Origin of the sequence: Arthrobacter sp. ERGS1:01, from assembly GCF_001281315.1 — a bacterium.
Lineage (GTDB): Bacteria > Actinomycetota > Actinomycetes > Actinomycetales > Micrococcaceae > Specibacter.
The window spans coordinates 177,744-189,843 of sequence record NZ_CP012479.1; the positions used below are offsets into that span (position 1 = coordinate 177,744).

Here is a 12,100-nt window from a genome sequence, read left to right on the forward strand (position 1 = left end):
TCATGTTGTTGACCAAGCCCCGCATGCCGGGCTTCGCTGTTTCCGGATGCGCAGCCGTTTCCGGACGTGCTGCCGTATCCCGGCGCGCCGCCGCGGGAATCATGGCGGTTGCGGCCTCCCTGGCGCTGGCCGGCTGCATCACGGTGCCGGTGCCCGGAGCCGGCACCTCCACAACGCCTGCCCCGGCAGCCGCCAAGGACTATGTGGAACGGCTCAAGGCTGCGCCGGCCGGCAAGCCCGCCGACCAGCAGGGTGGCCGGGCCCAATTTGTGACCAAGGACCGCAACATTGCCTGCGTCTTCACCTCCTCCCGGGCCGGCAACCTTGACCAGCCCTGGGAGGCGAACAACTACGCCGATACCGCCAACGCGAAGGCGCCTACAGTGCCCGTGGTCAACTGCGAGCTGGCCGCCTATCCGGCCCCCGTGGCGGCGGACGTGACGGACACCTGCTCGGGCACGCACATCGGCTACCTCGGCGGAACCGCGCTGTTGAGTCCGGCCGCCGTGAGCTACGGCGGCTGCCGGTCCGGCCCCACCGCCGTCGAGGCAGCCTTCGGTCCGGGCGGAACGGCCAACGGCACCCTGTCCCGGATTCCCGTCCTGGCCGCGGGAACCGCCATGGACTCGCTCGGCTACCGCTGTGCACCGCTCGACGACGGCGTCGCCTGCGCCAACCTGGCCGCCGGAATCGGCTTCTTCGTCTCGGCCGGCAGCTACGAACTCCTCAAACCCGGCAGTAACGCACCGGCAAGCACGGCACCCGCAAGCACAGCACCGGCGAGGTAGGCGCATGGGGGCGGGAAACGGCGTCGAACCTTCCGGAAAGCACCTGTGGGGGCAGCGTCGAAACGGCATCGGTGTGAGCCGAATAACCACCCCAGACAGTGGTATATAGGCAAAATATGTGGTTCACCGGCAAGGCGGTAGTGTGTAAAAGGGGTTTTGCACCCCCTTCATCACTACTTCGACGTAGAAGGACACAAACCCGTGGACCTGTTTGAATACCAGGCGCGCGACATGTTTGAGGCTCACGGTGTTCCCGTGCTTGCCGGCATCATTGCGCACACCCCTGAAGAAGCAAAGGCAGCAGCCGAGAAGATTGGCGGCGTCACCGTCGTCAAGGCGCAGGTGAAGGTCGGTGGCCGCGGCAAGGCCGGCGGCGTCAAGGTAGCCAAGACCGCTGATGAAGCGTTCGAGCACGCCTCCGCCATTCTCGGCATGGACATCAAGGGCCACACCGTTCACACGGTCATGATCGCCCAGGGTGCCGACATCGCCGAGGAGTTCTACTTCTCCGTGCTGCTGGACCGCGCCAACCGCAACTACCTGGCCATGTGCTCGGTGGAAGGCGGCATGGAGATCGAGGAGCTTGCAGTCGAGCGCCCCGAGGCCCTTGCCCGCGTTGCCGTTGACCCCGCCGTGGGCATCGATGCTGCAAAGGCCGACGAAATCGTCGCCGCAGCAGGCTTCAACGCCGAGCTGGCCCCCAAGGTGGCCGCCGCGATCATCAAGCTGTGGGACGTCTTCAAGAAAGAAGACGCCACCCTGGTTGAGGTCAACCCGCTGGTTCGCACCGGCGCCGGCGACATCGTTGCCCTGGACGGCAAGGTCTCCCTCGACGAGAACGCCGACTTCCGCCACCCCCACCACCTCGACCTGGAAGACGCCGCTGCGGCCGATCCGCTCGAGGCCAAGGCCAAGGCTGCGGACCTGAACTACGTCAAGCTCGACGGCGAAGTTGGTGTCATCGGTAACGGTGCCGGGCTGGTCATGTCCACGCTCGACGTCGTCGCCTACGCCGGCGAGAACCACGGCGGCGTCAAGCCCGCCAACTTCTTGGACATTGGTGGTGGAGCATCCGCCGAGGTCATGGCCGCCGGTCTGGACGTCATCCTCAACGACCCCCAGGTCAAGAGCGTTTTCGTGAACGTCTTCGGCGGCATCACCGCCTGTGACGCCGTTGCCAAGGGCATCGTTGGCGCGCTGGCCGAGCTGGGCTCCGCCGCGAACAAGCCGCTGGTTGTCCGCCTCGACGGAAACAACGTTGAAGAGGGCCGTCGCATCCTCAACGAAGCCAACCACCCGTTGGTCACCCTGGCCGCCACGATGGACGAGGGCGCCGACAAGGCCGCCGAGCTCGCCAACGCTTCGAAGTAGAGGTTTACAACTATGTCTATCTTCTTGAACAAAGATTCCAAGGTCATCGTCCAGGGCATCACCGGCGGCGAAGGCACCAAGCACACCGCCCTGATGCTCAAGGCCGGCACCCAGGTTGTTGGCGGCGTCAACGCCCGCAAGGCCGGCACCACGGTCAAGCACGGCGACGTTGAACTGCCCGTCTTCGGCGCAGTCTCCGAAGCCGTTGCCGCCACCGGCGCCGACGTCTCAATCGTCTTCGTCCCCCCGGCATTCACCAAGGACGCCGTCGTTGAGGCCATCGAAGCCGGCGTGCCGCTGGTCGTCGTCATCACCGAAGGCGTGCCGGTCCAGGACTCGGCCGAGTTCTGGGCCCTGGCCCAGTCCAAGGTTGACGCCGACGGCAAGCAGATCACCCGCATCATCGGGCCGAACTGCCCCGGCATCATCACCCCGGGCGAGTCCCTCGTGGGCATCACCCCGAACAACATCACGGGCAAGGGCCCCATCGGCCTGGTTTCCAAGTCCGGCACCTTGACCTACCAGATGATGTTCGAGCTGCGCGACCTCGGCTTCTCCACCGCGATCGGCATCGGTGGCGACCCCGTCATCGGCACCACACACATCGACGCCCTGGCTGCGTTCGAGGCTGACCCGGAGACCAAGGCCATCGTGATGATCGGCGAAATCGGTGGCGACGCCGAAGAGCGTGCCGCCGACTACATCAAGGCCCACGTCACGAAGCCCGTTGTTGGCTACGTTGCAGGCTTCACGGCTCCCGAGGGCAAGACCATGGGCCACGCCGGCGCCATCGTCTCCGGCTCCGCGGGCACCGCACAGGCCAAGAAGGAAGCCCTTGAGGCTGCAGGCGTGAAGGTCGGCAAGACGCCGTCCGAGACCGCCGCACTGCTGCGCGAAGTTTACGCAGCACTGTAATTTACTGCGAAGCGAGGCCCCGCGGATTCCCCGCGGGGCCTCGCTTTTTTGTGCCCGTTTTCGCCGAGTCTGACGGAGAGATGCCGAGTCCGACGACGCGCAACGTCTCTGCGGGCGCCCTCCGTCAGTCTCGGCGCACGTTAGCTCGACGGGACGACGGCGTGGAGCTGGGGGAGTGCCACCACGAGCGGCGCGAGTTCGGGCAGCAGGGCTGCCTCCGCTAGGGCGCACTCGAGCGCCTCGTCGTGGACCGGGCGGGCACGCTTCAGCAGCTCCAGGCCCGACGGCGTGAGTTCCGTGTAGATCCCGCGGCGGTCGTCCTGGCACAGGATCCGGGTCAGCAGCCCCCGGTCCTCGAGCCGGTTGACCAGCCGGGTGGTGGCGCTGGGACTCAGGGCCGTGGCGCGGCCCAACTGCTGCATGCGCATATGCCAGCCGTCCTGCCGGCTCAGCGCGTCCAGGACCGTGTATTCCACCACCGACAATTCGGCGGCCGCCTGTAAGGCCTTTTCCATGCTCGCCTCGATCAGGCCGTGCAGGGCGGCCAGCGTGCGCCAGCCCTGGGCCCTGATTTCAACGGCGTCGTCCTTGATGCCCATGCGTGGATTCCTTTCGTGCGAAACGTGGGATGCGACACAAAACAATTTAGTTGCTTGCGCGGGATAGTTGCGCGTGCAATGATTTATGAAGCGTCTGCAACTACTAGCTTACGCCGCATAAAGCCCACACCCAAGCTTTTGAAGGAGAATCATGCCTCTTGGCCTGATAGCACTGGCCCTCGGCGGGTTCGGCATCGGACTGACCGAGTTCGTCATCATGGGGCTGCTCCCGGAAGTTGCCGCGGATTTCCAGGTCAGCGAAGCCACCGCCGGCTGGCTTATTTCCGGCTACGCCCTGAGCGTGGTCATTGGCGCGCTGTTCCTGACCGCCGCCGTCACCCGGCTTCCCCGCAAGCCCGTCCTGGCCGGCCTCATGGTGCTCTTTATCGCCGGCAACCTGGTCTCAGCCATGGCTCCCGACTACTCGACCATGATGATTGGCCGCGTCATTGCAGCCCTGTGCCACGGCGCATTCTTCGGAATCGGAGCCGTGGTGGCCGCCGACATGGTGGCCCCCAGCAAGAAGGCGGGCGCCATCGCGATCATGTTCACGGGCCTCACCGCCGCGAACGTCCTCGGCGTGCCGTTCGGCACGCTGCTGGGCCAGCATGCCGGCTGGCGCTCCACGTTCTGGGCCATCACGGCCATCGGCGTCGTCGCCCTAATCGGCATCCTGGCCCTGGTTCCCACCACGCCCCACACCCGTGGCGCCGCCGGGCTGCGTGGGGAACTGCGCGCCTTCAAGTCCCGCCAGGTGTGGTTGTCCATCACCGTCACGGTGCTCGGCTACGGCGGCATGTTCGGGGCTTTCACCTACATTGCCTTCACGCTCACGGACGTCACCGGCTTCGCGGCCACCACCGTGCCGTGGCTGCTGATCCTCTTTGGCGTGGGGCTGTTCATCGGCAACACCCTGGGTGGCAAGGCGGCCGACCGCAACCTCGACAAGACGTTGTTGCTGGTCCTGACCATGCTCGCGGTGATCCTGGCCGTGTTTGCATTGAGCGCCACGAGCCAGATTATGACCATCGCCTCCCTAATGCTCATGGGCGGATTCGGCTTTGCCACGGTCCCCGGCCTGCAAATGCGGGTCATGAAGTTCGCCGCGGCCGCACCCACCCTGGCCTCCGGCGCCAACATCGGCGCCTTCAACCTCGGCAACGCCCTGGGCGCCTGGCTGGGCGGGGCCGCCATCACGGCCGGACTCGGCTACACCTCGCCCATCTGGGCCGGCGCCGGACTGACCCTGCTGGCCGTGGGCGTCATGGCCTACGCCGCCGCCAACGCCCGCAATTCCCCGGCACGGGAGCCCCTCGAGGCAACCGCCGTCGAGCCTTCCCACGCCTGAACCCCAAGCCCCTCAACCACTAGGAGAACCGCCATGAAGACCATCCCCACCATCACCTTGAACAACGGCGTTGACATGCCCCGGATCGGCTACGGCGTGTTCCAGGTGCCCGACGCCGAATCCGAGCAGGCGGTCACGGCGGCTTTGGCGGCCGGTTACCGCAGCATCGACACGGCCGCCGTCTACGGCAACGAGGCGGGCGTGGGCCGGGCCCTGGCCGCCTCCGGACTGCCCCGCGAGGAATTGTTCATCACCTCCAAGGCCTGGATTGCCGACCTTGGCTTCGACGAAACCCTCGCCGCCTACCAGGCATCGCTGGAGAAGTTGGGCCTGGAGTACCTTGACCTGTACCTGATTCACTGGCCCGCCCCGGCGACCGGGCTGTACCTGGAATCGTGGCGGGCGCTGGAGGCGCTGCTGGCCGCCGGGAAGGTCCGCGCGATCGGCGTCTCCAACTTCCTGCCCGAACACCTCCAACGCATCCTCGATGTGGGCAACACGGTTCCGGCCGTCAACCAGGTGGAACTGCACCCGGCCCTCCAGCAGCACGATATCCAGGCATTCAACGCCGCCCACGGAATCGTGACGGAGGCATGGAGCCCGCTCGCGCAAGGAGCCGTGCTGGGGGAGCCGGCCGTGACGGACATCGCGGTCGCCCACGGGCGCACCCCGGCCCAGGTGATCCTGCGTTGGCACCTGCAGCAGGACCGGGTGGTGATTCCCAAGTCGGTCACACCGGCGCGAATCGCGGAAAACCTCGACATCCTCGACTTTGAGTTGGCCGAGGATGAGCTGGCGGCGCTCGACGCCCTGGAGCGCGACGGCCGCACGGGCCCGCACCCGGCCGACTTCACCGGCTAGGACGGAACGGCTAGGACGGAACGGCTAGGGCGGACCAACTAGGGGCGGACCGGCCCAAGCAGGCCTGCTAGCGGGGCGAAACCATGGGCAGGCCCTCGGCCTCCCAGCCGCTCATGCCGCCCACGAGGGTGTCGGCGTCGAAGCCCAGCTCGGTGAGCGCGGCGGCCACCCGGCCGCTGCGCCCGCCGCCGTGGCAGACGGCGACGACCCGGCGGGCGGGGTCCAGTTCCCCGGCGCGCTCCACGACGTCGCCCGAGGGGATGTGGATGGCGCCGTCGATCATGCCGGTCTCCAGCTCGTCGGACTCCCGGACGTCGATGATCTGCACGTGCTGATCGGCGGCCAGGAGGTCGGCCGTGGTGATTTCCTTCAAGGGGGTGCTCCTAAATGTGGGATGTGCGCCCGGCCGGGGACCGGCGTCGGACGGGAAAGGGACGTCTCCCCTCAACGGTACAGAGGAAACCCGGGGCGTGCCGACGCACCGGTGGCTATGCTGAAGGCGTGAACGCACCCCTTGCCCCGCGCGCCCGCACCGTCGATGTTGAGGATGTGGAACGCTTTGACGCCTTGCTCGAGGCCGGCGCCGCCTCCATGCACGGCTGGCATTTCCAGGCCGTGGACTTGCGCGGGCGTTCCAGCGAGCTGGTGCGGCTGCGGGCGTCGGGCGCCATTTTCATGGGCTGCACGTTCGCCGAGGGAATCGAGGAACTGCTGCGCTCCCGCGGGGCGTTGATCTTCCCCACGCTGCCGCACATCCCGTTCAACGCCTACCGGGGACGCCTCTATACCGGGGCGGAACTGTACGCGGGCATCAGCGGCACCGAGTATGAGGCCGTCCCGGACGCCAGGATCTACCAGTGGACCATGCAGGCAGGCTCTGGCCGTGCCTTGAACGCCACGCTTGCCACGGCCATGCACGATCACGCGATTTCCGACGCCCTTGACGACGTCCTTGACGGCTGCGCGGCCGCGGGGACTCCCGTGGTGGGCGTGATGGGCGGGCATGTGGCCGCCCGCGGAAGTGCCGAGTATGCCCAGGCCGCCCGCTTGGGCCGTTCGTTGGCCCGCCAGGGGTTCATGGTGGCCACGGGCGGCGGCCCCGGCGCCATGGAGGCCGCCAATCTGGGCGCGTATCTGTCCACGTACGACGACGACGCCCTGGACGGCGCGCTGGCCACCCTGGGTGCCGTGCCCGGTTTCCGGCCCTCGATCACCGAATGGGCCCGTGCGGCGCAGGCGGTCCTGGCCGGGTATCCGTCGGGTGCGCCGAGCATCGGCATCCCCACCTGGTTCTACGGCCACGAACCGCCCAATGTGTTCGCCACCCACATCGCCAAGTACTTTGCGAACTCCATCCGGGAGGCGGTCCTGCTGGCACGCTCCAATGGCGGGATCATCTTCCTGCCCGGCGCGGCCGGCACGGTGCAGGAGATCTTCCAGGACGCCTGCGAGAACTATTACGCGGCCGACGGCGCCGTCACCCCGATGATCCTGGTGGGCAGGACGCATTGGGAGCAGGAATTGCCCGTGCAACCGCTGTTGGCGGCGCTGGGGCGGGGCCGGGCCATGGCGGCGAATGTGCACGTCGTCGAAACCGTCGACGAGGCGTGCGCGGTGCTCGCCTCCCGGCCCACCCTGTTGCAGTAGCTGCTAGCCGATGACCGATCCGAACAGCAGGCCCAGCACGTAGGTGGCCGCGGCTGCACCCATGCCGATGCCCAGCTGGCGCAGGCCACGCCACAGCGGTGATGCCCCGGAGAGCAGGCCGACGACGGCGCCCGTGCCCATGAGCGTCAGGCCCACCAGGGCGCAGGACAATGCCAGGGCGCCGATGCCCGTCATGCCGAACAGGAACGGCAGGATGGGGATGATGGCGCCGGAGGCGAAGAAGCAGAAGCTGGAGCTTGCCGCACCCCAGGCGGTGCCCAGGGTTTCGTGGTCGTCGGCTTCCTCGAACTTGTCCGGCTGCAGGGACAGGCTGGGGTCGCAGTCGCAGGTGAACTGGCCCATGCGTTCGGCTGCCCGGTGCTCGGCCGTTTCACGGGACATGCCGCGGGCCAGGTAGACCAGCACCAGTTCGTTGTTCTCGAGGTCCAAGGACGGTGCCGCGGACAGCGTGACCTGGGTGGGGAGGGAGGCGTCGAGCAGTTCGCGCTGGGACCGGACGGAAACAAACTCCCCGGCACCCATGGACAACGCCCCGGCCAGGAGCCCGGCGATGCCGCTGAACAGGACCACCTGGCTGCCCACGCCGGTGGCCGCCATACCCATCACCAGGGACAGGTTGCTGACCAGGCCGTCGTTGGCGCCAAAGACGGCGGCCCGGAACGAACCGGAGAGCCGGTTGCGCCCGCGCGTGGCAAGCCCGCGGACCACTTCCTCATGGATCGCCTCGTCGGCGGCCATCGCATCGGTGGCGTCGACGTCGGACGCGTAGGGGGAGCGGGATTCGGAGCGCTGCGCCAGGGCCAGCACAAAGACGGAGCCGAAGCGGCGGGCCAGCAGGCCCAACAGCCGGTTGCGGGCCGAAGGGTGCACGGCATGGTCGGCATGTTCGCCGAGCAGGTTCAGCCAGTGCTGTTCGTGCCGGCCTTCGGCCTGGGCCAGGGCCAGCAGGATGGCTTTTTCCTCGCCGTCGCGGCGTTGGGCAAGATCACGGTAGACGGACGCTTCGGCCCGTTCATCGGCCAAATATTGTCGCCACCGCTTGATTTCAGCGGGGGTGGGTACACGCTCGGGCATGATGGGATCTCCTCAAGTCAGCCCTCACTGTAGCGCGAATCGGCGCGGTTTTTCGGCCGGTACTCCTTGGGAAAAAGTTTCGGCGCACCGCATTTTCGCGGTCGCTTAGAACCGCTGGAGTTTGAAGCCGAGGCCCCGGCCGGAGCGGACTCCGGTCTGCGCCACGGTGACCACCAGGGTGCCGATTTCCGGGATCCAACGGGCCGGGCGCACGGCCTGCGCGAGGGCGTCGAGGAGCTGGGCGGGCTCGGCGGACCAGTAGGCGTGGTGCCCGGCAGGGGTGTGGAAGGCGACCGTGCCAAGGTTGGCGTCCACGGCGGGCAGCACGGGAATGCCGGGTGCGGCAGGGGCTGCTGCGGCGGGCGCGGGGGAGGTGCGGCGGGTGCGGTTAACGGAAAGGACAGTCATCATCAAGGCCTTTGGGAGTGCTCTTACCCGCGGATCCAGTCACCGCTGGTCACTTCCTCATCCGAGCCACCCTGCGAACATGGGGTTGGCGTGCGGCCAGTCGGAGCTTGGCGCCGCATCTCTTGAAGCTGCTCACAAGGCTACTGCCTTAAAGCGCGTGGGCGGTGGTTTGCGTAATAAATTACGCAAACCACCGCCCCAGCCGCTCCCACTGCTCGCAAGCTCGCAGCGGGCCCCTCGCGGCTGTGGGCCCAAAAATGTGGCTCCACCGCACGGGGGCGTGTGCCTGGTTAGCCGTTGACGACTGACTTGATGTCGTCGGCGTTGGAGTCCGTGGCCGCAGCGGCCAGGCGGTCGTCCCAGCCCTTGCGGATGTGGGCCGGGGTGGGCGGGCTCAGCAGCGACACTACTACGTAGACCACCAGGGAGGCGGCCAGGCCGAAGTAGATGGGTTCGTTGGCGTAGATGCCGTCGTTGAACGGGTCGAGGCTGTGCAGCACGCCGGTGCCGTAGAGGACCAGCAGGCCCAGGGTGACCGCGCAACCGGCGGCCATGGACCAGGCAGCGCCCAGTCCCGTGCCGCGCTTCCAGACAAGGCCGCCGATGATGGCCACGAGCAGGCCGCCCACCAGGATGTCGTAGGCCACGGTCAGGGCAAACACGACGTCGGAGGCGAGGATGGAAATCAGCACCACCAGCAGGCCCAGGCCCAGCACGTACATGCGGTTGCCCTTGATGTCGTGCTCGGGGTTGGAGGAGTCGGAGTTGTCGATCTTCTTGCCGAACCAGCTGGCCACGAACGGGACCACGTCGGCGCGGGCCACGGTGGCGGCGGCGATCAAGGCGCCGGAGGCGGTGGACATCATGGCGGCCACGGCGGCGGCCATGACCAGGCCGCCGATGCCGATGGGCAGGATGTTGGTGGCCACCTCGGCGTAGACGGCGTCCTTGCCGAGTGAGGCAACGTCAATGTGCGGCAGTGCCACGCGGGCGGCGAGGCCGATCAGGGCGCCGGCCACACCGTACAGGATGCAGTAGATGCCGGCCGTGGAGCCGCCCCAGCGGGCCACCGTGGGGTTCTTGGCGGTGAAGACGCGCTGCCAGATGTCCTGGCCGATCAGGATGCCCAGCGTGTAGACCACGAAGAACGTCACGATGGTGCTGACGCCGATCCCGTCCCACTGGAAGAAGCTCGCGTCGAGGCGGGACTTGATGCCGTCCAAGCCGCCGGCGGCGTTGAAGGTGAAGGGGAGCATGAGGAAGAAGATGCCCACGGTCTTGATGATGAACTGGACCTGGTCGGCCAGGGTGATGGACCACATGCCGCCAATCGTGGAGTAGACCAGCACAATGGCGCCGCCCACCGCGATGGCCAGCCAGCGCTCCCAGCCAAACAGCACCACGAAGATGGTGGCGTAGGCGCCCGTGGACGTCGCGGAAATCATGATCGTGTAGGCGAGCATCACGATGCCGGAAGCCTTGGTGGCTTCCTGGCCGTAGCGCAGGCTCAGCATCTGGGAGACCGTGTAGATCTTCAGCTTTTGGATGGTGCCGGCAAAGAGCAGGCTCAGCAGCAGCACGCCCACGCCAATAGCGACCACGAGCCACATGCCGGAGATGCCGAACTTGTAGCCAAGCCCGACGCCGCCCACGGTGGAGGCGCCGCCGAGGACGACGGCGGCCATGGTGCCCGTGTAGAGGAAGGGGCCAAGGCGGCGGCCGGCCACGAGGAAGTCGCTGTTGTTCTTGGTGCGCGACTTACCCCACCAGCCAAAGGCCAGCATGGCCACCAAATAGATGACGACAATTGCAATGTTCAGGCTCACGTGTGTCTCCAGGGTGCGGTGGGGAAGATTCCCCATAAAAATTGCCCGTTAGGCAACATGTGTTGTCCATTAGGCTAAACTGTGATTGAGCTTACAGTCAAGATGAAAGTGTTGGCGGGCTCGCCGTATAGAGTCACCGTGGGCGGATCCGCCCGATCAGAAGGAGCGAACATGAAAGCGTTGCCCGTGGAGCCCAGTGCGGCGCCGGTGGCCATAGGGTCGCGAATCCGGGCCGCCCGCCAGTCACAGCGACTCACCATTGAGCACGTGGCGGACGCGACAGGCCTGACCAAGGGTTTCCTGAGCAGGGTTGAGCGCGATCTCACCTCTCCTAGTGTCGCGTCATTGGTGACGTTGTGCCAAGTTCTCTCCGTGTCCATCGGCGACCTTTTCGCGGTCCCCGAGACGCACCTCACACGCGCCGGCGAGGGGCCCCGAATCTCCCTGGGCGGCGAGGGCATCGTGGAGCGACTGCTCACCGCCCGGTCCGAACGCAGGCTGCAAATCCTGGCCGCCACGATTGAACCCTATGGAAGCGGCGAATCCGAACTTTATGCCGTGGACTGCGACGTCGACGTGCTGCACATCATCAGCGGCGAACTGACCCTGATCATGACCCAGGACTCGTACGACCTCAAGGCCGGCGACACCCTGTCCTTCCCCGGCCGTGAGCCGCACTCCTGGGAAAACCGCTCGGCCACGCCGGTCGAGGCGCTGTGGATCCTGGTGCCCGCGGCCTCCGGTTCGGCCGGGTAGCCGCTTATCTTCACGCCAATTCCCTACGCGGCCTCCGGGTTTCTCCAAGCCAACTCATAGCAAACACGTGGATTGTTAAGGTCAAGAAGACCAAGCCCATGTGGGCCCGTGAGAGTGGAACCCGGCCATGAGAACAAGCAGGAACGGCAAGAAGATCGCAGCAGCGGTCACCACCGTGGTGGCGTTTGGGACCCTGGGCGTGGCCGGTGTGGGAAGTGCGGGGTTCTACGAAGCCATCGCCTCCCGCGGCACCTCCACCGTGAAGAGCACCCCAACACCCACCGCCACAAGCACGGCAACGGCCAGCCCCTCAACAACGACGCCGGAAAGTTCCGGCAGTTCAAGCAGCTCCGGTAGCTCCAGCGGTTCGGACAGTTCAGGCAGCTCAAACAGCTCCAGCGGGTCCGGAAGCTCCAGCGATTCGGGCGGCTCCATCTACTCGGGCAGCGGCGGCTCCAGCCACTCCCAGTCGGCGGGATCCTGACC

The 12,100-nt window shown here is 66.8% G+C and carries 13 protein-coding genes and 1 riboswitch; of the genes, 8 read left to right on the top strand and 5 right to left on the bottom strand.

Going from position 1 to position 12,100, the window contains the following annotated elements:
* Positions 1–2: 2 nt before the first annotated feature.
* The 3 genes from AL755_RS04815 to sucD all read left to right on the top strand — a co-directional run bounded on the left by AL755_RS04815 (position 3) and on the right by sucD (position 3,074).
* On the top strand, positions 3–788 hold the full coding sequence (locus tag AL755_RS04815; RefSeq protein ID WP_054010031.1) for a hypothetical protein: 786 nt from the start codon (positions 3–5) through the stop codon (positions 786–788).
* 201 nt (positions 789–989) lie between these two features.
* Complete coding sequence (sucC, locus tag AL755_RS04820) at positions 990–2,159, top strand: ADP-forming succinate--CoA ligase subunit beta (RefSeq protein ID WP_054010032.1); 1,170 nt, start codon at positions 990–992, stop codon at positions 2,157–2,159.
* A gap of 12 nt (positions 2,160–2,171) precedes the next feature.
* On the top strand, positions 2,172–3,074 hold the full coding sequence (gene sucD / locus AL755_RS04825) for a succinate--CoA ligase subunit alpha (protein ID WP_054010033.1): 903 nt from the start codon (positions 2,172–2,174) through the stop codon (positions 3,072–3,074).
* A gap of 140 nt (positions 3,075–3,214) precedes the next feature.
* Here sucD and AL755_RS04830 read toward each other — a convergent pair whose 3' ends face one another.
* Positions 3,215–3,673: a MarR family winged helix-turn-helix transcriptional regulator gene (locus tag AL755_RS04830; RefSeq protein WP_054010034.1), complete on the bottom strand. Its 459-nt coding sequence runs from the start codon at positions 3,671–3,673 to the stop codon at positions 3,215–3,217.
* Positions 3,674–3,824: 151 nt separating this feature from the next.
* Here AL755_RS04830 and AL755_RS04835 point away from each other — a divergent pair, with 151 nt between their 5' ends.
* Together AL755_RS04835 and AL755_RS04840 are read left to right on the top strand one after the other, a co-directional pair.
* Complete coding sequence (locus AL755_RS04835; protein WP_054010035.1) at positions 3,825–5,021, top strand: MFS transporter; 1,197 nt, start codon at positions 3,825–3,827, stop codon at positions 5,019–5,021.
* A 33-nt stretch (positions 5,022–5,054) separates the two neighbouring features.
* Complete coding sequence (locus AL755_RS04840) at positions 5,055–5,882, top strand: aldo/keto reductase (protein ID WP_054010036.1); 828 nt, start codon at positions 5,055–5,057, stop codon at positions 5,880–5,882.
* A gap of 67 nt (positions 5,883–5,949) precedes the next feature.
* On the opposite strand, the gene AL755_RS04845 is transcribed toward AL755_RS04840, so the two are convergent.
* A complete protein-coding gene (locus AL755_RS04845; protein ID WP_054010037.1) occupies positions 5,950–6,255 on the bottom strand; it encodes a rhodanese-like domain-containing protein in 306 nt (101 codons plus the stop codon).
* Positions 6,256–6,383: 128 nt separating this feature from the next.
* Here AL755_RS04845 and AL755_RS04850 point away from each other — a divergent pair, with 128 nt between their 5' ends.
* Entirely contained in the window at positions 6,384–7,529 is a 1,146-nt protein-coding gene (locus AL755_RS04850; RefSeq protein ID WP_054010038.1) for an LOG family protein, read from the top strand.
* 3 nt (positions 7,530–7,532) lie between these two features.
* On the opposite strand, the gene AL755_RS04855 is transcribed toward AL755_RS04850, so the two are convergent.
* The 3 genes from AL755_RS04855 to AL755_RS04865 all read right to left on the bottom strand — a co-directional run bounded on the left by AL755_RS04855 (position 7,533) and on the right by AL755_RS04865 (position 10,816).
* A complete protein-coding gene (locus AL755_RS04855) occupies positions 7,533–8,624 on the bottom strand; it encodes a VIT1/CCC1 transporter family protein (protein WP_054010039.1) in 1,092 nt (363 codons plus the stop codon).
* Between the two features lie 105 nt (positions 8,625–8,729).
* Positions 8,730–9,032 carry a hypothetical protein gene (locus tag AL755_RS04860; protein ID WP_150117040.1) on the bottom strand — a complete coding sequence of 101 codons (303 nt, stop codon included), beginning with the start codon at positions 9,030–9,032 and terminating at the stop codon, positions 8,730–8,732.
* A 14-nt stretch (positions 9,033–9,046) separates the two neighbouring features.
* Positions 9,047–9,160: riboswitch (SAM riboswitch) on the bottom strand.
* 162 nt (positions 9,161–9,322) lie between these two features.
* Positions 9,323–10,816 (bottom strand): sodium:solute symporter, encoded by a 1,494-nt coding sequence (locus AL755_RS04865; protein ID WP_445290505.1) that lies wholly within the window; start codon positions 10,814–10,816, stop codon positions 9,323–9,325.
* 213 nt (positions 10,817–11,029) lie between these two features.
* On the opposite strand from AL755_RS04865, the gene AL755_RS04870 reads away from it, so the two are divergent.
* Together AL755_RS04870 and AL755_RS23590 are read left to right on the top strand one after the other, a co-directional pair.
* Positions 11,030–11,614, top strand: coding sequence for a cupin domain-containing protein (locus AL755_RS04870; RefSeq protein WP_054010042.1), 585 nt, complete (start codon positions 11,030–11,032; stop codon positions 11,612–11,614).
* Between the two features lie 127 nt (positions 11,615–11,741).
* Complete coding sequence (locus tag AL755_RS23590; RefSeq protein ID WP_192841649.1) at positions 11,742–12,098, top strand: hypothetical protein; 357 nt, start codon at positions 11,742–11,744, stop codon at positions 12,096–12,098.
* Positions 12,099–12,100 lie beyond the last annotated feature (2 nt).

Coding starts and splice junctions, on each gene's coding strand:
- AL755_RS04815 (WP_054010031.1), top strand. CDS start 3: ATGTTGTTGACCAAGCCCCGCATGCCGGGCTTCGCTGTTTCCGGATGC.
- sucD (WP_054010033.1), top strand. CDS start 2,172: ATGTCTATCTTCTTGAACAAAGATTCCAAGGTCATCGTCCAGGGCATC.
- AL755_RS04830 (WP_054010034.1), bottom strand. CDS start 3,673: ATGGGCATCAAGGACGACGCCGTTGAAATCAGGGCCCAGGGCTGGCGC.
- AL755_RS04835 (WP_054010035.1), top strand. CDS start 3,825: ATGCCTCTTGGCCTGATAGCACTGGCCCTCGGCGGGTTCGGCATCGGA.
- AL755_RS04840 (WP_054010036.1), top strand. CDS start 5,055: ATGAAGACCATCCCCACCATCACCTTGAACAACGGCGTTGACATGCCC.
- AL755_RS04855 (WP_054010039.1), bottom strand. CDS start 8,624: ATGCCCGAGCGTGTACCCACCCCCGCTGAAATCAAGCGGTGGCGACAA.
- AL755_RS04860 (WP_150117040.1), bottom strand. CDS start 9,032: ATGACTGTCCTTTCCGTTAACCGCACCCGCCGCACCTCCCCCGCGCCC.
- AL755_RS04865 (WP_445290505.1), bottom strand. CDS start 10,816: ATGCTGGCCTTTGGCTGGTGGGGTAAGTCGCGCACCAAGAACAACAGC.
- AL755_RS04870 (WP_054010042.1), top strand. CDS start 11,030: ATGAAAGCGTTGCCCGTGGAGCCCAGTGCGGCGCCGGTGGCCATAGGG.
- AL755_RS23590 (WP_192841649.1), top strand. CDS start 11,742: ATGAGAACAAGCAGGAACGGCAAGAAGATCGCAGCAGCGGTCACCACC.